This window comes from Bacillus cereus (assembly GCF_015071065.1).
GTDB lineage: Bacteria > Bacillota > Bacilli > Bacillales > Bacillaceae_G > Bacillus_A > Bacillus_A cereus_BA.
Genome location: NZ_VOVA01000002.1, coordinates 722,654 through 745,394, shown reverse-complemented (window position 1 = coordinate 745,394; position 22,741 = coordinate 722,654). Strand labels below are relative to the sequence as shown.

Here is a 22,741-nt window from a genome sequence, read left to right as displayed (position 1 = left end):
CGACTTTCTTACATTTATGTATACTGTGGTAAAATTACAGTGAAAACTGTTTCTTTATCGTTACTACGCACAGTGATATCTCCTTTATGGAGCTCTGCTATACTTTTCGCAATTGTAAGCCCCATTCCTTTCCCACCCGTATGAGAGCTACGTGATTTTTCACCACGATAAAACTTTTCAAAAACGTAAGGAAGGTTCTCTTTCGGAATGCATTGTCCAAAATTTTTAATTTCTATTTCGACATTCATTTCTCTTTTGGAAATTTGAATTAAAATTTCCTTTCCAGCTTTTCCATACATAATGCTATTACTAACTACATTTTCCAATAGTCTCACTATAAGTGCTACATCAACTTCTACATGTAGCTCCTCTTCACTATTAATATAAAAACTCATATCCGCATCATCTAATTGTGGTACAAAATCTATCATAATTTGCTCAATTAATGCTTTCATATTTATTACATCTTTATGTAATTCAATTTCTCTATAATTTATTTGACAGTATTCTAGCAAATCATCTACCTGACTTTTTAATTCATAGCTTTTTCGCTTTAATACACTTACATATTCTTCACATTCTTCTACATTTGAATGCAGCTTATTTCCTAACAGGTCAGCATAACCTATTAGAGATGTTACAGGCGTTCGTAAGTCATGAGAGATATTACTAATCATTTCATTTTTCATTTCCTGTGATTTTTTTTCATTCTCAATAGACACTTTTAAACTTTGAGCCATTCTATTCACATTCTTCGCTAGTTCACCAATCTCATCACTTTGCGAAATAGGTATATGTATTTCCAAATTACCATTACTTATTTCCTTCACACTTTGGTTAATCTCATTCAATCTTTTTATAGTTGTTTTTGTCAGTAATGCAAAATATATAGTCGTTAAAAGAAGAAAAGCTATAAAATAAAGAAATGAATATCTTTCCTCTAGCGCAGCAACATCACCATATACAAGTCCTAATAAAATTTGAACTAATATGATACTTACCGTAGCTAATAAAATACTACATATAAACGCGATAAAGAATTTAGCTCTAATTCCTTGTAATGTTTTAATCTCCAATTTTATACCCGACTCCCCAAACATTTTGAATAAACTTCGGTTCTTTTGAATTCTCTTCAATTTTATTTCTCAATCTCGCAATATGAACCATTACTGTGTTATTACTTTCATGTGCCCTTTCCTTCCAAACACTTTCATATATTTCTTCAATAGTAAAAACACGATTCCTTGCTTCTGCCATTAAATGCAAAATATCATATTCAGTTTTCGTAAGATTAATTGCTTGTCCATATAGCATTACTGTTCTCGACACTTCATCTATTTCTAAACCTCTAATGTTTATCTTTTTTTCAATTACTTGGACATTATTTTGATTGAAATATGTATATCTTCTTAATTGAGCTTTCACCCTGGCTACAAATTCAATCGTGCTAAATGGCTTCACAATATAATCATCTGCCCCAGTACTAAATCCAATTACCTTATCTATATCTGATGACTTCGCGCTTAAAAACATAATTGGCCAACTATGTTTCTCTCTAATCCTTCTACACAGTTCTATACCATCCATTTGAGGCATCATAATATCAAGGATAGCAAGTTGAATACTGTTATGATTTATTATCTCTAATGCCTCTTCGCCGTTATCAGCACTAAAAACAGTAAAACCTTCTTGTATTAAATTCACGTTAATAAACTGAATAATATCTTGATCGTCGTCTACGATTAAAATTGAGTTTTTTTCCATTTCTAAACCTCTTTTTTGAAATATATTCCACATTCAATTTTAACATAAATCAAACTTACCCTTATTACACCTTGAATAATCTTTATTTTCAGATTAAATTATATAATAACAAATACATTCTAGTTTCATATGAACAGGAGTGAAAACATGTTTCCTTTATTAAAAACTGAGCGACTTATTTTAAGAGAACTTACTGAAGAAGATGCACCGAGTATATTACATTGCTTTTCTAATACCGATGTCCTGCGCCATTATGGACAAAAACCATTACAAAATTTGGATCAAGTAAAACAAATCCTTAATAATTTTAAGTTGAGTTACAACACAAGAAGCGGCATTAAATGGGGCATCGAATTAAAAGACAAGAAAGGGCTCATTGGAACAATTGGTTTTCACGATTGGTCTTCTGAACATAAACGAGCAAATATAAGTTATGCCTTTTTCCCTGAACACTGGGGAAATGGATATGCTACTGAGGCAGTTTCTGAAATAATATCTTACGGCTTCTATACGCTCCATTTAAAACGTATCGGGGCAATTGTATTTCTTGAAAACGAGGCTTCAAATAAAGTGCTATTAAAATTAGGGTTTGAAAAAGAAGGTGTTCTGAAAAATTATATGTATCAAGATGATATTCCATATGATACAAATTTTTATTCTTTATTAAAATCGGTTTAATAGAACTCATATGTAAAAAAGAAACCTCACTCTCAAAAGTAAGGTTTCTTTTTTTATAATAAATACATCTATTTATCTTCCATATAAGCATTCTTATACGTATAAACACCACCAAATTGATGCTTTTCAATTCCTTTCACATAATCCTTTTGTACATAAGCTGAACCAATATGATAAAGCGGTGCCACAGCAGCATCTTCTAATAAGACTTGCTCAGCTTCTCGCAACGCTTCCCATCGTTTCTCCTGATTTAGTACAAAATCATTTTTCGCTTTCTTTATTAACTCATCGTAACGAGAATTGGAGTAACTCATTTTATTATTTGGATTACTCGTCGTAAATAGCTCTAAATAACTAATTGGGTCTTTATAATCTGGTCCCCAATTTACCATAGATATATCGTAATCGCCTGTTTGTTCTAGTTGTAACTTTTGTTTAAACGGCTGTTGTTTAATTTGTATCGTTAATCCTTGCAAATTCTTTTCTAAATCACCTTTTATATATTCTGCCATACGTTTTGCGTTATCTTGTTCAAACGTTAAAAACTCGAGTTTTACTTGTTCTACTCCAAGTTCTTTTTTCGCTTCTTCCCAAACCTTTTTCGCATTTTGTAAATCATATGAAGAAATATCTCCGTTTTCTTTTCTAAAATCTTTGCCCGTCTCTTCATTCACATGACCAACTGGTACAAGTCCACTTGCAGGTTTTGCCCCGTTATTAATAAAGTGAGCAACGAAATCATCTTTATTTAACGCTAACGAGATAGCCTGACGCACTTTCTTATTTGCTAACGCATTATTTTTCTCATTAAAACGTAACATAGCAATTCCAGGATCACTCGACATATGTAATTCCTTATTCCCTTTATACTTGTCTACAACTTGTGAATTAATAGGTACTCGGTCCAAATCACCAGCTTCATATAAATTTACAGCTGTCATTGTATCCTTTACGATATGAAAGTTTATCTCGTCTAATTTCACTTTCTTTTGATCCCAATACGTAGCATTCTTCTTTAATTGAAACTCTTGTTCATGGTTCCATTTTTCTAATACAAATGGGCCGTTATAAATGAGATTACTAGGTTCCAATGCATAATTCTGTCCTTGCTCTTTCAAAAATGATTCGTGCTGTGGTAAGTATATAGGTAGCGCTAGCAACTGTAAAAAATACGGAGTCGGCTGTTCTAGTTCAACTTCTAGCGTATAATCATCTACTACTTTTACACCAAGTTCATCAAGAGGAATTGTTCCTTTATTTATTTCTTTCGCATTTTTTATATAAAACAGCATGTATGCATATTGAGACGCTGTTTCATGGCTTACCGCTCGTCTCCACGCAAACATAAAATCGTTTGCTGTTACTGATTCTCCATTTGACCATTTTGCATCTTTACGCAAATCAAATGTATATTTTTTACCATTTTCACTTCTTTCAAACGATCTTGCTACTGCTGGAATAGGATGATCTTGATCATCTAGTACATACAACCCTTCAAATATGTTTTGCATAACGTGTGCTGACGTACCATCCATCGTTTTCGCAGTATCAAGAGAAGGAACTTCTTCTGATACTGTTACATTTAACACTTGTTTTTCAGCCTCTGTATCACTTTTATTCGCCTTATTATTACAAGCTGTTAATAATAAAGATGTAACAAGTGCCATTACCATTAAATGGCTCTTTTTTCGCTTCATGAATTGTTCTCCTTAAAAATAAGATATTATAAAACGTTATATATTATAGCAGAAATATCAATAGAAAGATGCGACATTCTATTGAATATTTATTCGCTCAACAAAAAAAGCTATCCTATTCTATTTTCTAGAAAGGATAGCTTTCTCAAATTGCATTTAAATATCTATCTTTGCAAACCTTTTTTATATCGACTCGCTTCGAATATAATACGCTCTTCATCTAATGTTTTACATTCACCATTCCAAACAACACGTTTACCATTAATAATTACATCGCTTATATCTTTTCCACTAGCAGCATACACAAGATGCGATAATACTTCATCTGCTGGTTGTAGATGCGGCTTATTAGATGGATCAATCGTAATAAAATCAGCACACTTTCCAACCTCAAGTGATCCCGTTTGTTTCATGCCAATTACTTCCGCAGCTCCTTTTGTTGCAAGCGAAAGAGCTGTTTCAACTGGTAATGCTGTTGCATCTTGATGAATACCTTTTTGTAATAAAGTTGCAACGCGCAGTTCTTCAAACATATCTAAATTATTGTTAGACGCAACACTATCTGTTGCAATCCCTACTTTAATCCCTGCTTCTAGCATCGCTTTTACATTCGCTATACCAGAACCTAGCTTTAAATTACTATTTGGATTATGAGCTACTCGAACATCATGTTCTGCTAAAAATACACGCTCATTTTCATTTAATACTACACCATGCGCAATAACTGTTGGACGTTTAAACAATCCGCAACTTGCCGCATATTCTACTGGACGTTTTCCATACTGTGCTTCAATATCACGTACTTCACGCTCTGTTTCAGAAAGGTGGATATGAACCATAGTTTGATTTTCTACTGCAATACGTGCACACTCTTCTAACATTTCTGTAGAACATGTATATGGACTATGCGGCGCAACCATCGTAGTTAACATACCACTTTCCTTATAATATCGCTTCACATATTTCTCAGCTTCTTCGATTGCTTTCTTTTCATCTTCTTTCGTTCCAAAGCTAAATAAAGTTCTTGAAACAGCAGCTCGCATTCCGCTTTTTGATACTGTTTCCATAATCGAATCTTGATCTACTCCAATTGGATTAAACATATCAGAGAATGTAGTTGTACCGCTTTTCACCATTTCAAGCAATCCTAATTCCGTACTAGCAACCGCAAGTTCTGGAGTAAATTGGCTTTCAAGTGGCCAAATTCTCGTCTCAAGCCATGGCTGTAATAACATATCATCGCCAATACCTCTCAAAAGACTCATGACAACATGAGTATGTGTATTGACAAGCCCTGGTAAAACCCACTTCCCTTTCATATCTATCACTTCATCCACTTCATAATGAGAAGGGATTTCTCCGCTATTCACTTCTATAATTTGATCATTTTCTACAATGATATATCCATTTTCTATTACTTCATTTTGTTCATTCATCGTTACAATAGTAGCGCTTACATAAGCTGTTTTCAAAAGTATTTCCCCTTTCAACTCTATGAAGTTCCCTTTAATTAGTTACCACCATTATAGTAACTTATCGAAGATTAAGAGTCAAAAGATAATTTTAATTCTTTAACTATCTTTTTCTTCAAAATGTCATATTGTTTTTCATTTGTATCTGCAAATGCTTCTTCTCGATTTGATTCCACATCCATATAATTCAATTCTTCATTAAATTGTGTTTTTGTAAAATCATACCTCTGTTCATCTAAAAAGTTATAAAAGTGCCACACTTCTCCTACTCTCGTCTTTTTAATCTTTCTCCCGCATAATTTTTAAACAACTAGAGCCGTTACACCACATTGTACCTTTGCTGGATTTTCGCTCGTCCACTTTGAACTTGTTTCAATCGACCACGATTTTATTAACGCCTCATATATTTGTTTTTTCTTCACATTACCCATTCTCATCTTCCCCTGATATTGGTAGTTTTACACATCATATTGCAAGAGAGGTAACAATCTATCTTTAAAAACAGTTGATGGTGTCTCCCCGATTAACTTTGCTCCCATTTTTAAATAAAACCCTTTCGCATTCGGATCACTATCAATTGTAAAACTTTTTAATCCTAGTTCATTCGCTTTTTCTATTACAAACATCCAAAGTATTTTCCCATATCCTTTTCCCTTATCATCAGGATGAATGTATAGGAAATCGAGAGTATTTTCATTACGTAAAAATGAAAAGAATCCAATCTTTGTATTATCATTTTCTAAAACATATACAAAATTATCTTTTATGTACTCTTCAGTAATTGTTAAATCTTCCTTACAAGCAAGTATAAATTCTTCGTTATAATCCCAAGTTGCTTTTGAAAGTAAAGCGAGTTCACTTAGTTCATCTGTTTCACATAATACAGCTTCTCGTATTTGCACGGTTCAATCTCCCTTTTCATGAATGGCTATTTATCCCGAATTAACGGGCAGTAAGACTCCCACCTCAAAATTCGGCTGGAGCAAAGAAGTTAGGTGGGAGTCGGGCTGTCCGTAAACGCCCGATTGGTGAAGGCTAATAATCAGTGGGGGGTGAACAAAACCCCACTGATTAAAGTTTCATTTTATTGTTATTCTATTAATTTTTCGATTTCCCCCCTCACTGCAACGGCGTGAATTCTTTATCTCTTCAAATTGTTAACCTACAAATAATAAGATAAAACAAAAAGCCCAAACCATATAGTTTGGACTTTAAATACTTTCATTCTCATTTATTATGCTCATCTAACCATGAAATCAAATCTTGAAATACATCTTCTCTATTCACTTCATGGAACATTTCATGTCTACCATTTTCATATAATCGAAGTGTTACATCTTTCACACCGCATTTTTTATAGTTTTCGTATACTTCTTTTACACCTTTCCCCATATCTCCAACTGGATCACGATCTCCAGAGAATATGTGTATCGGAAGATTTTTTGGCGTTTTCTTGTATTCTTCTATTTTATTTACTTCTAATACTCCATGAAATAATTCTCGGTAAAAACTAGTCGTACAAATGAATCCACATAACGGATCGGCAATATATTTATCAACCTGATTTATATCTGAAGATAGCCAATCAAATTTTGTACGATTCGGCTTAAAGTTTGAGTTGAAATTACCAAAAGATAAAAAATTCAACATCGGACTTTTCGTTTTCTTTCCGCGTAGTTTCATTTCAATTGTTGCTACTTTATGACCAATGCTGCCTAAAACCCCTGGATTCCCCCCAGTTCCTGAAATGAGAAATCCATCATATAATTCGCCTCTAAGTTGCACAGCTCGTCTTGATAAAAAAGAGCCCATACTATGTCCGAGTAAAAACAGTGGACATGTCTGTTCTTTTTTTATCGTTTCTGATACAAAAATAACATCGGATACAGCCTGACTCCAGCCTATATCCGGCTCAAAATGTCCATAGTCTTCTTCTCTTTTCACTGTTTTCCCATGTCCTTTATGATCATGAGCATAAACACCATATCCTGCTTCCAATAAAGCATCAATACATTCTATATACACACCTGCATGTTCTGTCATACCATGTGCAATTTGAACAATCCCTCGCGGATCTCCTTCTGGTAACCACTTGCGTAAATAAATTTCCGATTCATCCAACGCCGTAACGAAATTTTCCTGTATGTTCATTTCGACAGCCCCCAAATCTATTATGTATCTCTTTTCAAAAATGAATATACATTCATTATTCTTATTATGTATTATATGCAATTGCTTTCATTATGACAAATTCCGTACCTTTCCGTTTAAGTTTCAAACTATTATCTTGACGAACCGTAAATAAAATTATATAGTTACTTACATAAAGTAATCAATATATTTTTAGGAGGTTTCAATTATGATGCCATCACTATTTTTAGCACATGGATCACCTATGCTCGCTATTCAAGATACAGACTATACAAGTTTTTTAAAAACACTGGGAGAAACATATAAACCGAAAGCAATTGTTATTTTCACCGCTCACTGGGAAAGTGAAGTATTAACGATTTCCTCTTCAGATGACGAATATGAAACAATTTATGACTTCGGCGGATTCCCTCCTGAGTTATATGAAATAAAATATCGCGCTAAAGGTTCTTCTAGCATTGCAACTATGCTGGAAGAAAAATTTAAAAACAAAGGAATTACAGTCCATAAAAATACGACGAGAGGTTTAGATCACGGTTCATGGACACTCCTGCATCGTATGTATCCAGAAGCAAATATTCCTGTCGTACAAATATCAGTAAATCCTTTCCTTCCTGCGCAGGAACAATATGAAATTGGGCGTGCACTACAAGGACTTGGACAAGAAGATATTTTAGTAATCGGCAGCGGTGTTACCGTTCATAATCTACGTGCATTAAAATGGAATCAAACAACTCCGGAACAATGGGCAATTGAATTTGATGATTGGATTATAAATCATATGCAGACTAACGATAAAGATGCGTTGTTTAATTGGGAAAAAAATGCTCCTCATGCACAATTAGCTGTGCCAAGAGCAGAGCATTTCATTCCGTTATTTATCGCAATGGGAAGCGGTGAGAATAACGGAGAAGTCATTCATCGTAGTTACGAGCTTGGTACATTAAGTTATCTTTGTCTTGAATTTTAATAAAAAAGGATGAAGCGAATATCGCTTCATCCTTTTCCTCTTTTTCATTCACCTAGTTAACTAACTTCCAAATGTTGTTTCTCTGATACCTCTGCATTCTTACTATGAAAATATACCCAAATACACGCAATAAATAATAGTGATGATGTGGAGAAGAAAACATATTGGAATCCTGCATGGGCTGCAATTTGCCCACCAAGCACCGGCCCAATCATATTTCCTAAAAACTGAAACGATTGATTATATCCAAATATTCGTCCCGTTACATGGGTTGGTGTATGTTGTTTTAGTAGAGTTTGTACGGAAGGTAATAATCCTGCTTGTGCGATACCTAATAAAAAACGAAGTATTAATAGTTGCCAAGCTGAGGTGACAAATGCTTGCGGGATAAAAATAATTCCTGCAGCAAACAACGCTACAACTAAAGTTTTTTGAGGACCGATATGATCTGATAATCTTCCTAGCTTAGGAGCTGCCAAAATAACTGCTAAACCTGTCGCAGACATGACTGCACCTGCAATCATTTCAATATGATCTGTTCCTGGTCCTGCCAAATGCTTTACGTACAACGTAATAATAGGTTGAATTGACATATTTGCAAGCTGAATAATAAACGTTGCTACAAATAAACTTATTATTAAATGTTTTGCCGGGACCATCGTCCATACTTTTTTCGGCTGTGCCTTTTTTGCTTTAGCAGAATGATTCTCCTCATGTAAAAAGAAAAAGACGATAAGAAAGGAAAGGAATAAGAAAGCTCCTGTAACTAGAAAAACATGGCGCATTCCGATTAACTCTGACAAATAACCTCCGAGCATCGGCCCAAGTAATGAACCACTCACGCCTCCAGTTGAGATTGTAGAAATTGCCCAACCTGAATGTTCTTGCGGAGTTTCTGCAGCAATAAATGTCATCGCTGTAGAAAGGAAACCAGATACCGCTCCCATTAAAAACCGAAGTGCGACTAGTTGATACACGTCCGTCACAAACCCCATAAGTGTCATAATAATCGCCATACCAAGGCTTGCACGAATAAGCATCAATTTCCGTCCATGTATATCACCGAGCTTTCCCCATATCGGTGATACGATCGCACCCATTAAAAATGTTACACCAAATGCAAGTCCCGACCACTGTGCAATACTAGAAGTGCCAGTCACTCCTAATTCCTCAATATAAAAAGATAAAAAAGGAATTACTAAACTCATACCGGCTGCAGTGGTAAAACAACCTAGCCAACAAATCATTAAATTCCGTTTCCAGCTGGCCATTTTTACACCTTCTTTCATTCGATACCCATTCTACACCGTTTCCTAGAAAAAGTTTAGTAATTTGATTTATACGTAATATTAATTACAAATCCCGCTATTTTCAAACAAAATACAAGTATTTTTAACAAAAAAGAACATCCTGATTTACAAATACTCACTACATCGACACACTGTTTTCATAATAAAACCAACTCCCCTGCAAATGGAGTTGGTTAATTATCCTCTATCGGTATTAAACGTGCATTACAGCACCTCTCATAAAACTCAATCGGACCTGCTTGTCCTATAATTGTATACTCATATCCACTTTTTTTCATGTTATATAAACAATGATTCAATAACATCTTCCCAACACCGTTCACACGATTATGTTTCGCTGTACCCATCGGACCAAACAATCCTTTCTTTCCTCTCACAACATCGTAACAAGCGAAACCAATAATTTCTCCTCCTTTCTCAGCAATAAAAATAGGTAACTCTTCTTTATATGTCCGAAATCCATAATCTAAAGATTTTAACCAACGCTCACCAAATTCACCCTTAACAAAACGTGCCAATTTTTTAAAGTCAGAAGAGACAGCTCTTCTAATATTACAGTTTAAATTATTATGAATAGGATTAAATCTTTTTAATGCGACCGTTAAGTCTCTTGGCTCAGATGTAATTTGCAATACCTCTTTTTGCACGTTTTTACTTATAACCTTTTCAATAACTGTATCAACTTGAAACAGTGCATATAAAACATGCCCTTCATTTATTAATACTTGCTGAAAACGTTCCATCCGTTTCTTCGCTACTTTTAAAACTTCTATCGTCTTATTTGAAACTTTAAACTCCCCAACATTTATGTATTCTATTTCATTTGCATAATATTGTTGGAGTAACGATATTTTTGCTGAAAAATCCATACCCACCGTGTGAAATAAATACATATGTAACTCCGCGCAAACTCCAGTACCTTCCTTACAAGCTCCTATAAATAGATGAACTGGATGAATAATTCCTTTATTACACTCAGCCTCTCGTGTTGCAATCTCCAATATTTTATATGCACGTTTTGTAAATTGGAACTCCTCCATCTATATCCCTTCCCCCTAAAAACTAAATATCAAACCGTATCCATATATAATAGAAACAATTACTCCAACTACTAATATACCTGGAAGTAAGTTTGCTACTTTAATTTTAATAAACCCAAGTAAGTTTAATCCAATTGCAAAAATCATAATACCACCAGTTGCTGTCATTTCAACTATAAATTGATTCATTAATTTCTCTGGTACAAAATTATTAATTTGTGTTGCAAAAATTGCAATGGCACCTTCATATAAAATAACTGGAATCGCTGAAAATACCACTCCAATCCCAAGAGTTGTCGTTAATATAATAGAGATGAATCCATCAATAATCGCTTTTGTGAATAAAACATCGTGATTCCCTCTAATACCACTGTCTAATGCGCCAAGTATCCCCATCGCTCCAACTGCAAAAATTAGAGTAGCTGTTACAAACCCTTCTGATATACTTCCTTTACCTTTCGATCCAACTTTATTTTCTAGCCATTCTCCTAAATGTTTTAATCTTTCTTCTAATTGTAGCCATTCTCCCATTACCGCACCAATGACTAAACTTAAAATCACAACGAGAAAATTTTCACTCTTCAATGCCATTTGAAGCCCCAATACAGCAACCGTTAAGCCAATTGCATGCATGATCGTTCCTTTCATACTTTCTGGAATGTTACTAAATAATTTACCAAACAGAGTACCAAAAATAATACAAACTCCATTTACTACTGCTCCTAATATAACCATTTTCATTCTCCACCCTCTGAGTTCTTTATTACTACATTCTGGATTACACATTGATTTAAAGGTTATCTATATGTTAACTTAATATTATGAATATTAACAAATGATTTTCACTATTAATAACCCGTTTTTTTTGCATCAATGAATCTAGCTATAACTTATTTTTACTACATTCATTGTTAGCACCATTGTGGAAGTTCACTATTACGTTATAAAGTGAAACTTTAGTCAGGGGGTGTTTTTTACCTCCCACTAATTCACCAGTTGAATAAAGCGGGATAAAACCAAAAGGGACGGTAACTATGAAAACTTTATTAAAACGACTTATTTTAATAGCCTTTTTCATTACACCAATTGTTTTATTACTCAATTATACTTACATTTCAAAAGCAAAAAATAAACCAGATGTACAAAACACATCAAGCAAAGCAAATTCAACGACCGAAAAGAAAACTGAAGACCCTGAAATTACACTCACCTTCTCTGGTGATACGATGTTCGATTGGCAATTACGTCCCGTAATTGAAAAAAATGGGGCTGATTATCCGTTTCAACATGTAAAAGAGGAAATAACGAAAGCTGATATTTCCTTTATTAATTTAGAGTCTGCATTTACAACAAAAGAAAAAAGAGTCCCTGGACAACAATTTTGGATTAAAAGTGACCCCTCAACACTACAAGCCATTAAAAACACTGGATATGACATCGTGAACATCGGTAATAACCATACGCTTGATTATGGACAAGATGGACTACTAGACACCATCTCTCACGTAGAAAAATTAAAACTACCCTACACTGGAGCCGGAAAAAATGTTGAAGATGCCTATACTGCTCGTGAACTAACTGTAAAAGGAAAAAAGTTTAAATTTCTTTCCTTTGTACGCTTTATGCCTAACTTTAATTGGGTAGCTGGTGACAATAAACCTGGCGTTGCAAACGGATATGATCTAGATCTTGTAACAAAAACAATTCAAGAGCAAAAGAAAGATGCTGATTATGTAATCGTCTATATGCATTGGGGCGTCGAAAAATCTAATCGCCCCATAGAGTATCAAAAACAATATGTTCCTAAAATGGTAGAGGCAGGTGCTGACGCTATCGTTGGAAGTCACCCGCATTGGTTACAAGGGTTTGAGTATTACAATAAAGTTCCTATCGCATACTCGTTAGGAAACTTTTTATTCCCAAGTTATGTGAATGGAAAAAGCGCCGAAACTGGCGTATTAACTTTAACCTTTAAAGGAAAGGATGTCCAAATGTCATTCAATCCTTACATCATCCGCAACAACCAAGTTTCCCCTGTAAATGAAGAAGAAAAGAAAAAAGCACTACAATATTTACAAACGGTTTCAACTGATGTAGAAATTGATGATACTGGAAAAATAATAAACAAACGCAACTAAACAGCATGAGATCCATTTCTCTGTGATATACATTACAAAAAGGTGATGAATATGCTGAAAAACTTGTTAGAAAATATAAGTCTGTTAGAAAACATCTATGAAATATCTATAGCGATCCTGCTTTTATGTTCCCTTTTTTCTGTTAGACTTCTAAGAAAAATAAAGCGAGAGAGAGAACTTTCTCCCTTTGAATTTACAATGTACTTAATCATTCGTATTGCAATACTTTTTTGGTTAACTAGCTTTATCCTTCTTAAATATGGAGCGTATTTCGTTTAACTTTCAAAGAATAAAAAAGATAGAACAAGCAGGATTTCCCTCCGCTTGTATCTATCTTTTTTATTTCAAGTAGAATTGTATGTTAACTCTTTTCTTTTATTAAATAAGTAAATCAAACAGCACAGGATTTTTATTAAGCTCCACAAATTGAATGTTATTTTCTTGAAAACGAGTAATTAAAGCTTCATAGTCTTCCCTATGTTTTAATTCTACCCCCACTAAAGCTGGACCATTTTCTTTATTATGTTTCTTAATATACTCAAAGCGAGTAATATCATCTTCCGGTCCTAATCCTTTATCAAGAAACTCTCGCAGTGCACCTGAACGCTGTGGAAATTCGATAATGAAGTAATGTTTTAATCCTTCATAAATAAGGGAACGTTCTTTCATTTCTTGCATTCTATCAATATCATTATTCCCACCACTCAACGTACATACAACTGTTTTCCCCTTTATTTCATCTCTGTATAGATCAAGTGCCGCAATAGAAAGCGCACCAGCTGGTTCAGCTACAATCGCATTTTTCTTATACAATTCTAAAATCGTTGTACAAACCTTTCCCTCCGGTACTAAAACAATGTCATCAATTACATCTTTACATGTTTCAAATGTTAACTTTCCTACCTTTTTAACAGCTGCACCATCAACAAAACTATCAATCTTTTCTAATGCAACATTTTCATTTTGAAGAAAAGCTTCTTTCATAGATGCAGCTCCCATCGGTTCTACACCGATTACCTTTGTAGTAGGACTAACCCCTTTTACATATGTACCAGTTCCTGAGGCTAATCCACCACCACCAATTGCCGTAAAGAGATAATCAACTGCCTTATCCATATCGTGCATAATTTCAACAGCTACCGTTCCTTGCCCCGCAATCACATACGGATCATCAAATGGATGAACAAATGTCATCCTATTTTCCTCACAATAGCGCTGTGCCTCTTGGAAAGCACTATCAAATGTATCACCAACTAACACGATTTCTGCAAAGCTACCACCAAAAAATTGAACTTGTGATACTTTCTGTTTTGGTGTTGTTGTTGGCATAAAGATTTTAGATGGAATCTTCAATAAATTACACGTATAAGCAACTCCTTGTGCATGATTACCAGCACTTGCACAAACAACACCATTTTGTAACTTTTCTTTCGGTAAACTTTGAATTAAATTATACGCACCACGAATTTTGAAAGAACGAATAACTTGTAAATCTTCTCGCTTCACATATACGTCACATTCATATTTCTCAGATAAAACTGAATCTCGTTGTAACGGTGTTTTAATAACGATATCTTTCATGCAATTATGGGCCATTAAGATATCTTCAATTTTCACTCTCTCCTTTACATTTTGCACCATTTCATATCATCCTTATCTCTTTTTATATTGGCTCAATCGAAATTCGGGATTTTCAGTACTGCACCTGTATTCGCTGATGTTACCATTTGTGCATAGCGTCCAAGCCAGCCAGTTTTCACTTTTGGTTCTGGTCTTTTCCATTCTTTTTTACGCTTCTCTAATTCCTCATCGCTAACCCTCACTTCTAACAAGCGTTCCTCAACATCAATACATACAATATCCCCTTGTTTAAGAAGTGCAATCGTTCCGCCAGCAGCTGCTTCTGGTGAAATGTGCCCTACTGAAATACCACGTGAAGCACCAGAGAAGCGACCATCAGTTAAAAGTGCAACATCAGCCCCTAATCCCATACCAGCAATTGCTGAAGTTGGTGCTAACATTTCCGGCATACCAGGTCCGCCTCTTGGTCCTTCGTAACGAATAACAACTACATCTCCTTTCTTAACTTTCCCAAGCATAATGCCGGCAAGTGCCTCATCTTGTGAATTAAAAATAACACAAGGTCCTTCAAATCGTTTTACCTCTGTTGCTCCGCTTTTAATAACCGCTCCGTCTTTCGCAAGGTTTCCTTTTAATATACGTAATCCCCCTTCTTCACTATGAGGATTTTCGAGAGAATGAATCACTTCCTTATCTTGAATCTCTGCATGAGCGATATTTTCTCGTAACGTTTGCCCAGTAGCGGTTATACGATCAAGGTGAAGTACCCCTTCTTTTCGGCTCATCTCTTTCAAAATTGCACTAATCCCGCCTGCTCGATCGATATCTTCCATATGCCAATTAGAAGCTGGACTTACTTTACATAAATGCGGTACACGCCTTGAAACTGCATCAATGCGATTCATATCGTAATCTAATCCCGCCTCTTGTGCGAGTGCTAACGTGTGTAATACTGTATTCGTTGATCCACCCATCGCCATATCAAGTGCAAACGCATCATCAATTGCTTCTTCTGTTACAATGTCGCGTGGTTTAATATCTCTTTCAATTAAAATTTTTAATTTTTCTGCTGCTTGTTTAATTAACTCCTCACGTCTTGGATCAATTGCTAAAATACTCCCGTTACCAGGAAGAGCTAAACCTAACACTTCACATAAACAGTTCATAGAGTTCGCTGTAAACATACCGGAACAAGAACCACAAGATGGACAGCCATGATCTTCAATATCCTTTAATTCTTCTTCTGAAATTTTTCCAGATTGGTAGGCTCCTACCCCTTCAAAAACAGAACTTAAATCGACAACTTCCCCTTTAGATGTTTTCCCCGCTGCCATCGGTCCACCTGAAACAAAAACAGTTGGAATGTTTACACGAAGTGCAGCCATCATCATACCTGGCGTAATTTTGTCGCAGTTTGGAATACAAATCATTCCATCAAACCAATGCGCATTTACAACTGTTTCTACTGAATCTGCAATAATTTCACGACTCGGAAGCGAATAACGCATACCGATATGGCCCATCGCAATACCGTCATCTACTCCAATTGTATTAAATTCAAATGGAACCATGCCTGCTGCACGTACTGCTTCTTTAACAAGTTTCCCAAACTCATTTAAGTGCTTATGACCTGGAATAATTTCAATAAAAGAATTACAAATTGCTATGAACGGCTTATCAAAATCTTCATCTTTTAAACCAGTTGCTTTTAATAAACTACGATGCGGAGCTTTATCAAAACCTTTTTTAATCATGTCACTTCTCATCTTGTCAAATCCCTTCTTACACATTTTTTCTCTTACATAATCTACTTTTTAAAATAAAAACTCTCACCTCAGCAATCAACTACTACTTAATAGTAGCTTTGATTGCTGAGGCGAGAGTTTCGCGTTACCACTCAGCTTCCTTACACTTCTCACGAAATATAAGCTCTGTAGGTCCAACCAGACCCCCGTCCTTTTACCGGAGACGATGCCGCCGCCCTCTACTCAGTTTCCCTTTCGCAAGCGATGCTCCGAGGTGATATTCAATGATTCGATGGTTACTACTCTCACAGCCTTGGAGTAGCTCTCTGAAACAATCATAATCATCTACTTTCCTCTTCTTTGCATATACAAAATATAAAGTCAGAAGATTCTTAATTAACTTTTATTTATTAAACGTATTATAGGACTTTGTTCTTTTCATTGTCAATATATTTTTTGAAAATTTATTTTTTAATCTCAATTCACATACTAAACAGTTATTTATTTTTTCTCAAAACAAAATTGGAATGAACCTCTTACACGTACTCATATATTGCTTAAGTATGTTTGCTTTTCCACATAAAAAAACAACTTAAAAACATATAAAAAATTTATGAGGAGATGAGAGAACTATGTTAAAAGGTAAAATAGCATTAGTTACTGGAGCAAGCCGAGGAATTGGACGTGCTATCGCAAAGCGTTTAGCAAACGACGGTGCATTAGTTGCTGTTCATTATGGTAACCGAAAAGAGGATGCTGAAGAAACTGTTCATGAAATTCAATCAAATGGCGGATCAGCTTTTTCTATCGGTGCAAATCTTGAATCTTTACACGGTGTAGAAAACCTTTATAGTTCTTTGGATAACGAATTACAAAAAAGAACTGGCGGATCACAATTTGATATTTTAATAAACAATGCTGGAATTGGTCCTGGTGCTTTTATTGAAGAAACGACTGAACAATTTTTTGATAGAATTGTTTCCGTAAATGCAAAAGCACCATTCTTTATCATTCAACAAGCTCTACCACGTTTACGTGACAATAGTCGGATTGTTAATATCTCATCAGCCGCAACTCGCATTTCTTTACCTGATTTCGTTGCATATAGTATGACGAAAGGTGCAATTAACACAATGACTTTCACGCTTGCAAAACAGCTTGGAGCACGAGGAATAACGGTAAATGCAATACTTCCAGGCTTTATCAAAACAGATATGAACGCGGAACTCTTGAGCGATCCAATGATGAAACAATATGCTACTAACATTTCAGCTTTCAATCGATTAGGTGAAGTAGAAGACATTGCCGATACTGCTGCGTTTCTCGCTTCCCCTGATAGTCGCTGGGTTACTGGGCAATTGATTGATGTTAGCGGAGGATCTTGTTTATAAAAAAACATATATTTTCAAATCTTTTTTATTGCGCAATAAAACAATTTATATAATACTGTATAAAACATATATATTTAGGAGGATTACAGCAATGTCTGAAAAAACATACGAACTCGCAACCTTCGCTGGTGGCTGCTTTTGGTGCATGGTAAAACCATTTGATGAACTCCCTGGTATTCAAAAAGTACTTTCCGGCTATGCAGGTGGTCATGTAGAAAACCCAACATACGAACAAGTAAAGGCTGGAACATCTGGACATTTAGAAGTTGTACAAATTACATTCGATCCTTCTATTTTTCCTTATCAAAAATTACTAGATTTATATTGGCCACAAATTGATCCAACTGATGATGGCGGACAATTTTTCGATCGTGGTCCCTCTTACCGCACAGCAATTTTTTATCATACTGAAACGCAAAAAGAGCTTGCAGAAGTATCGAAGCAAACTCTAGCAGAAAGCGGTATGTTTAAAGCTCCTATCGTGACTGAAATTCGCCCAGCTGCACCTTTTTATGAAGCAGAGGAATACCACCAACATTTCTATAAAAAGAATCCAGAGAAATATGCTACCGAGCAAAAAGAATCTGGTCGTGAAGATTTTATTAACGAAAATTGGCAGAAAAAATAATAAAAACGCATCGTGTTTTCTTTTCAAAGTACGATGCGTTTTTATCTTTGGAAAAGGTTTGATAATTTTTATGTTCCTTTCTCAATTAAAGCACCACTTAATTGAATAAACTGATTTCTAAAACAATACCCATTAGCTCGTTCAGTGATTCTCTGGCTTGTTGTTATTAAAAACTAATTGCTGGGCAGTCGGATGCTGCGCCAGCTACCTACATCGCATTGGCCGTATTCATTATCACCTACCGCTACCACCGTGCCGTCAGATTTAAGACCAACGGTATGGGTACAACCCGCCGCTATCGCTACAATATCGTGCCAATCACTTACATCACATTGACCATGTTTATTATTACCCACAGCCGTCACCATGCCGTCAGATTTAAGACCAATTGTATGATTACTCCCTGCCGCTATCGCCACAATATCCCTCCAGCTGCTTACATCGCATTGACCATGTTTATTATTACCCACAGCCGTCACCATGCCGTCAGATTTAAGACCAACGGTATGAAGATAACCCGCCGCTATTGCCACAATATTCCTCCAGCCACTTACATTGCATTGGTCATATCGATTATTACCCACAGTCGTCACAGTGCCGTCCAATGTAAGACCAATTGTATGCCAGTCACCCGCCGCCACCGCCACAATATCATGCCAACCGCTTACATTACATTCACCTTCTTTATTTCGCCCCACTGCTACCACCGTGCCATCCGATTTAAGACCAATGGTACGCCGCCAGCCCGCCGCGACTGCGACAATATTATTCCAGTCGTTTACATCGCATTGGTTATGCTTATTCCAACCCACAGCTACCACAGTACTGTCAGTTGTAAAACCGATTGTATGAGCATTACCTGTGTTCGTCGCCATATGAACATTCCCCACCGCGACCGCTTCAATATCACGCCAGCCGCTTACAGTGCATTCACCTTCTTTATTTCGCCCCACTGCTACCGCCGTGCCATCCGATTTAAGACCAACGGTATGACTACGCCCCGCCGCTATCGTATCTTTAGGCCACCGTTTCACCTTTAACACCTCTTCTTTCGGTGACATGTAATCCATGTTTTACCTCCTTAAAAATAAGCAACTGTATCGAAATAGATATTTTTATCAAACTTTATTTTTAATCTACATCTACAAAGGAAACCTATTACTACTTCTTCAAAAAATAAAAACCTCCAGTTCCAGTACTAGAGGTCTTCTATTTATTTCTTCAATCTCTCAATAAAATCCTGTAATTTATCAAGCGATTTCATGTTATGGTTACAAGCAACACCATCTTTGCAAATATAATTCCCCTTTTTAACAAACGTTCCTGGGATCTTTCCTTTTATTTCAACTAAAAACATCCCTACTTCTTCATGCCCATGACATAATGAACAAATACTTTTTTTATTTATGCTTTGGAACGTTCCTTGTAGACCAACGAACTTATTATTATTTTTTGCAATTATAAATTTCCTGCTTGTTCCTTTATCAATCCAGCTTAAATAAGACGTTTCTTTCATATTAATTTCTTCCATATCAGGAAGTTTTAATTTTTTCGCCTTAGGAAATAATTTTTTTAACGTTTGTGCTGTAACTTCCTGAAACGGTATTATATACGGATTTATTTTCAGTAAAAACGAATCTGCATCTTCTCTATTTTCAACTGTTAATACCGTATCAATTAACTCTTTCTGTTCATCTGTTAAATTCTCAAATACATGTATTATCTTTTCAATTGCAAGTGATTTTAACGCTTGAATTACGCCTCTATCATTTGCCGTTGCATGCCCATTTGCTAAAATATAAGCTTGTGATTTTATAAAATTATATTGATCACTTCTAATAAACGCTTCCATCTTTATCACTCCATACAAATTGTTGAATTAGTTTTATTGTATACAATGATTAAGTTTTTTGATATGTAAAAGATAATTTAGAAATGAACATTGCATAAACACATGAATACTATGTATCACATTTTTGCTATTATCATACCCATTCATACCCAATATATCCTATAAGTACAAAGTAAAAAGAGCCTGGTTCAAAATAACATTTGAACCAGACTCTTTTATTTTCATTTAGAATACACAATCTTTTTAATCGTTTCTCCGGAAAGAAAATATTCTTCTGCAAGTTGATGAATAGCAATCCCGCTTTTAAATGCTTCTTTAATTGCTTTATTTCTTTCATCCAGTTGTTTTCTTCCGCCAGATCGTGTACCCCATTTATAATGTTCTGTTTCTTGCTTTGGAATGTAAATTGTTTCACCTTGTATATACTTTTGAATTTCAGCAATTAAACTTTCAGGTAAAACAGTCGCAGCTTTTACGTATTTCATTTCTGCTCGCCCCTTATTTTTTATGGTTCATTTCAATAAGGTGCAAAGCCAAATATAAAAAATGATACGAGCTCATTTTGGCGATTGATTGTATATTACTTGTCTACCTCACGCAAAGTATCGCCATTTCCATACTTGGCTTTGCATGAGACGTTGCAGTGTCTGGCAATTGAATTGTAATCGCCATATAAACACCTCCTAATATACCTTTTTCATTTTATTATATGACAAATCCCTCCTCCTTGCATCTTCATACTTTTTGAAGCAACAAGTTACGCAGTTTGATATAATACTTTTTATAAATCTGCAACTGACAAAATTGACTATGTGAATCAAAACGTAAAACCAGGTTCTATCATTCCATTGCACTCTATGTACGATGAATCTACTGAAAATCTGCAAACCATTGAAGGTATTTTAGACTCTTTATCTAAAAAGAGAGCGTATCATACCACGATACGCTCCCTTTCTTTTTATATAATTCCAAGCACATTTAGGAATACGATAATAATCGCAATTGGTGCAATATATCGAAGTAAGAATAACCATAATACGAATAGTTTATAACCTTTATTTTTACTTACACCAAGCTCTTTCATTAATACATCTTTCTTCATTTTCAACGGAACAAAGATGGAAACTAATAAAACACCAAGAGGCATTAGTATGTTACTAACCGCATAGTCTGCTAAATCAAAAATTGTTTTCCCAAATGGTTTCACATCGCTTAACAAACCGAATGATAATGCCGATGGAACCCCAACTACGAAGATTAACAAACCAACAATTAAAGCCATTTTTTCACGTTTCCCTTTACTTTTACCTTTTGTTGTTAAAGACGCAACGCTAATTTCTAACATAGAAATCGCTGATGTGACAGTCGCAAAGAAGAATAGTAATAAGAAAACGATGAAGAAGAATTTTCCGAACGCCATTTTGCTAAAAATAGCTGGCAATACAATAAATAATAGCCCTGGTCCTTGAGATGGCTCCATGCCAAATGCGAACACAACTGGGAAAATTGCAAGTCCTGCAAGTAATGTAATAACAAGCGTTAAAGCCACAATAGAAAATGCTGAACGCGGTAAACTTTCTTCTTTCGGTAAGTATGAGCTATACGTTACCATAACGGCTACACCGACAGATAGCGAGAAGAATGATTGCCCCATTGCATATAAAATAATTTCTGACGTTACGTTTGAGAAATCAGGTTGCAAGAAGAAGCGAACTCCTTCTCCAGCACCGTCTAATGTAAGTGCGCGAACAATTAATACAAAGAATAAAACGAATAGTGCTGGCATGAAATATTTATTTACTTTTTCAACACCATTTTGTACACCTTTACTTACGATAAAGATAGTAATAAGGATGAATAATAGCTGTGATCCAACTGCTAAATATGGATTGGAAATGATTTCACCAAAAGTAGCTTCATATGCCCCATTTCCTTCCCAAAGTCTACCTGTAATTGCATTCCATAAATATAATATAATCCAACCTCCTACAACACTGTAGAAAGAAAGTAATATGAAACATGTTACAATCCCCAACTTACCTAACCACGGCCATAACGTTTTAGGAGCAATCTCTCTATACGCATCAACAGCCTCTTTTTGTGTACTTCTTCCAATAACGAATTCAGCCAATAATAGCGGTAAACCAATTAATAATGTGAAACCGATGAAAATAAGGAAGAATGCTCCGCCTCCTCCGATACCGGCCATATATGGGAATTTCCAAATCGCCCCAAGACCAATCGCTGAACCTGCTGCAGCTAATATGAATCCTAATTTTGATGTCCATTGCTGTGAATTCATTGCTTAATCTCCTCTCTTCTTC

At 35.3% G+C, this 22,741-nt stretch carries 21 protein-coding genes, 2 pseudogenes and 1 other annotated feature; of the genes and pseudogenes, 7 read left to right on the top strand and 16 right to left on the bottom strand.

Annotated features, from left to right (window positions below; translation table 11 throughout):
- Nucleotides 1–14: 14 nt before the first annotated feature.
- Together FT637_RS09900 and FT637_RS09895 are read right to left on the bottom strand one after the other, a co-directional pair.
- Entirely contained in the window at nucleotides 15–1,100 is a 1,086-nt protein-coding gene (locus tag FT637_RS09900; protein ID WP_193646103.1) for a sensor histidine kinase, read from the bottom strand.
- A complete protein-coding gene (locus FT637_RS09895) occupies nucleotides 1,066–1,764 on the bottom strand; it encodes a response regulator transcription factor (protein WP_193646102.1) in 699 nt (232 codons plus the stop codon). The genes FT637_RS09900 and FT637_RS09895 overlap by 35 nt, the downstream gene beginning before the upstream one ends.
- 147 nt (nucleotides 1,765–1,911) lie before the next feature.
- On the opposite strand from FT637_RS09895, the gene FT637_RS09890 reads away from it, so the two are divergent.
- The gene (locus tag FT637_RS09890; RefSeq protein ID WP_193646101.1) at nucleotides 1,912–2,442 is read left to right on the top strand and encodes a GNAT family N-acetyltransferase; all 531 of its coding nucleotides are present in this window, start codon (nucleotides 1,912–1,914) and stop codon (nucleotides 2,440–2,442) included.
- A gap of 68 nt (nucleotides 2,443–2,510) precedes the next feature.
- Here FT637_RS09890 and FT637_RS09885 read toward each other — a convergent pair whose 3' ends face one another.
- The 5 genes and pseudogenes from FT637_RS09885 to FT637_RS09865 all read right to left on the bottom strand — a co-directional run bounded on the left by FT637_RS09885 (nucleotide 2,511) and on the right by FT637_RS09865 (nucleotide 7,762).
- Nucleotides 2,511–4,139 carry a peptide ABC transporter substrate-binding protein gene (locus tag FT637_RS09885; RefSeq protein WP_193646100.1) on the bottom strand — a complete coding sequence of 543 codons (1,629 nt, stop codon included), beginning with the start codon at nucleotides 4,137–4,139 and terminating at the stop codon, nucleotides 2,511–2,513.
- Nucleotides 4,140–4,303: 164 nt separating this feature from the next.
- Nucleotides 4,304–5,629 carry a bifunctional S-methyl-5'-thioadenosine deaminase/S-adenosylhomocysteine deaminase gene (locus FT637_RS09880; RefSeq protein ID WP_193646099.1) on the bottom strand — a complete coding sequence of 442 codons (1,326 nt, stop codon included), beginning with the start codon at nucleotides 5,627–5,629 and terminating at the stop codon, nucleotides 4,304–4,306.
- 53 nt (nucleotides 5,630–5,682) lie between these two features.
- Nucleotides 5,683–6,042, bottom strand: a pseudogene (locus tag FT637_RS09875) (hypothetical protein).
- A 27-nt stretch (nucleotides 6,043–6,069) separates the two neighbouring features.
- Nucleotides 6,070–6,513: a GNAT family N-acetyltransferase gene (locus tag FT637_RS09870; protein WP_193646098.1), complete on the bottom strand. Its 444-nt coding sequence runs from the start codon at nucleotides 6,511–6,513 to the stop codon at nucleotides 6,070–6,072.
- A gap of 325 nt (nucleotides 6,514–6,838) precedes the next feature.
- Nucleotides 6,839–7,762 carry an alpha/beta fold hydrolase gene (locus FT637_RS09865; RefSeq protein ID WP_193646097.1) on the bottom strand — a complete coding sequence of 308 codons (924 nt, stop codon included), beginning with the start codon at nucleotides 7,760–7,762 and terminating at the stop codon, nucleotides 6,839–6,841.
- A 208-nt stretch (nucleotides 7,763–7,970) separates the two neighbouring features.
- Between FT637_RS09865 and FT637_RS09860 the strand changes: the two genes are divergently transcribed.
- Nucleotides 7,971–8,732 carry a DODA-type extradiol aromatic ring-opening family dioxygenase gene (locus FT637_RS09860; protein WP_193646096.1) on the top strand — a complete coding sequence of 254 codons (762 nt, stop codon included), beginning with the start codon at nucleotides 7,971–7,973 and terminating at the stop codon, nucleotides 8,730–8,732.
- Between the two features lie 56 nt (nucleotides 8,733–8,788).
- On the opposite strand, the gene FT637_RS09855 is transcribed toward FT637_RS09860, so the two are convergent.
- From FT637_RS09855 to FT637_RS09845, 3 genes are all read right to left on the bottom strand, one after another.
- Nucleotides 8,789–10,003 carry a multidrug efflux MFS transporter gene (locus FT637_RS09855; RefSeq protein WP_193646095.1) on the bottom strand — a complete coding sequence of 405 codons (1,215 nt, stop codon included), beginning with the start codon at nucleotides 10,001–10,003 and terminating at the stop codon, nucleotides 8,789–8,791.
- A gap of 212 nt (nucleotides 10,004–10,215) precedes the next feature.
- Nucleotides 10,216–11,082, bottom strand: coding sequence for a GNAT family N-acetyltransferase (locus FT637_RS09850; protein ID WP_193646094.1), 867 nt, complete (start codon nucleotides 11,080–11,082; stop codon nucleotides 10,216–10,218).
- Nucleotides 11,083–11,097: 15 nt separating this feature from the next.
- Nucleotides 11,098–11,817 (bottom strand): DUF554 domain-containing protein, encoded by a 720-nt coding sequence (locus FT637_RS09845; RefSeq protein ID WP_193646252.1) that lies wholly within the window; start codon nucleotides 11,815–11,817, stop codon nucleotides 11,098–11,100.
- Between the two features lie 299 nt (nucleotides 11,818–12,116).
- Here FT637_RS09845 and FT637_RS09840 point away from each other — a divergent pair, with 299 nt between their 5' ends.
- Nucleotides 12,117–13,220 carry a CapA family protein gene (locus tag FT637_RS09840; protein ID WP_193646093.1) on the top strand — a complete coding sequence of 368 codons (1,104 nt, stop codon included), beginning with the start codon at nucleotides 12,117–12,119 and terminating at the stop codon, nucleotides 13,218–13,220.
- Between the two features lie 51 nt (nucleotides 13,221–13,271).
- The gene (locus tag FT637_RS09835; RefSeq protein WP_193646251.1) at nucleotides 13,272–13,499 is read left to right on the top strand and encodes a hypothetical protein; all 228 of its coding nucleotides are present in this window, start codon (nucleotides 13,272–13,274) and stop codon (nucleotides 13,497–13,499) included.
- A gap of 99 nt (nucleotides 13,500–13,598) precedes the next feature.
- Here the strand turns inward: FT637_RS09835 and ilvA are convergent, their stop codons facing one another.
- Nucleotides 13,599–14,861, bottom strand: coding sequence for a threonine ammonia-lyase IlvA (gene ilvA, locus FT637_RS09830; RefSeq protein ID WP_193646092.1), 1,263 nt, complete (start codon nucleotides 14,859–14,861; stop codon nucleotides 13,599–13,601).
- A gap of 32 nt (nucleotides 14,862–14,893) precedes the next feature.
- On the bottom strand, nucleotides 14,894–16,567 hold the full coding sequence (gene ilvD / locus FT637_RS09825) for a dihydroxy-acid dehydratase (RefSeq protein ID WP_193646091.1): 1,674 nt from the start codon (nucleotides 16,565–16,567) through the stop codon (nucleotides 14,894–14,896).
- 103 nt (nucleotides 16,568–16,670) lie between these two features.
- Nucleotides 16,671–16,916, bottom strand: a binding site (T-box leader).
- Between the two features lie 262 nt (nucleotides 16,917–17,178).
- Here ilvD and FT637_RS09820 point away from each other — a divergent pair.
- Together FT637_RS09820 and msrA are read left to right on the top strand one after the other, a co-directional pair.
- The gene (locus FT637_RS09820) at nucleotides 17,179–17,937 is read left to right on the top strand and encodes an SDR family oxidoreductase (protein ID WP_193646090.1); all 759 of its coding nucleotides are present in this window, start codon (nucleotides 17,179–17,181) and stop codon (nucleotides 17,935–17,937) included.
- 91 nt (nucleotides 17,938–18,028) lie between these two features.
- The gene (gene msrA, locus FT637_RS09815) at nucleotides 18,029–18,565 is read left to right on the top strand and encodes a peptide-methionine (S)-S-oxide reductase MsrA (RefSeq protein ID WP_193646089.1); all 537 of its coding nucleotides are present in this window, start codon (nucleotides 18,029–18,031) and stop codon (nucleotides 18,563–18,565) included.
- A 173-nt stretch (nucleotides 18,566–18,738) separates the two neighbouring features.
- On the opposite strand, the gene FT637_RS09810 is transcribed toward msrA, so the two are convergent.
- The 3 genes from FT637_RS09810 to FT637_RS09800 form a co-directional block, all read right to left on the bottom strand.
- Complete coding sequence (locus FT637_RS09810; RefSeq protein WP_193646088.1) at nucleotides 18,739–19,635, bottom strand: RCC1 domain-containing protein; 897 nt, start codon at nucleotides 19,633–19,635, stop codon at nucleotides 18,739–18,741.
- A gap of 143 nt (nucleotides 19,636–19,778) precedes the next feature.
- Nucleotides 19,779–20,417 (bottom strand): FusB/FusC family EF-G-binding protein, encoded by a 639-nt coding sequence (locus FT637_RS09805; protein WP_193646087.1) that lies wholly within the window; start codon nucleotides 20,415–20,417, stop codon nucleotides 19,779–19,781.
- Nucleotides 20,418–20,638: 221 nt separating this feature from the next.
- Nucleotides 20,639–20,902: a CD3324 family protein gene (locus tag FT637_RS09800; protein WP_193646086.1), complete on the bottom strand. Its 264-nt coding sequence runs from the start codon at nucleotides 20,900–20,902 to the stop codon at nucleotides 20,639–20,641.
- A gap of 288 nt (nucleotides 20,903–21,190) precedes the next feature.
- Here FT637_RS09800 and FT637_RS09795 point away from each other — a divergent pair.
- Nucleotides 21,191–21,370, top strand: a pseudogene (locus tag FT637_RS09795) (polysaccharide deacetylase); the annotation flags it as partial.
- A gap of 5 nt (nucleotides 21,371–21,375) precedes the next feature.
- Here FT637_RS09795 and FT637_RS09790 read toward each other — a convergent pair.
- Nucleotides 21,376–22,719: a sodium-dependent transporter gene (locus tag FT637_RS09790; RefSeq protein WP_193646085.1), complete on the bottom strand. Its 1,344-nt coding sequence runs from the start codon at nucleotides 22,717–22,719 to the stop codon at nucleotides 21,376–21,378.
- Nucleotides 22,720–22,741: the final 22 nt, after the last annotated feature.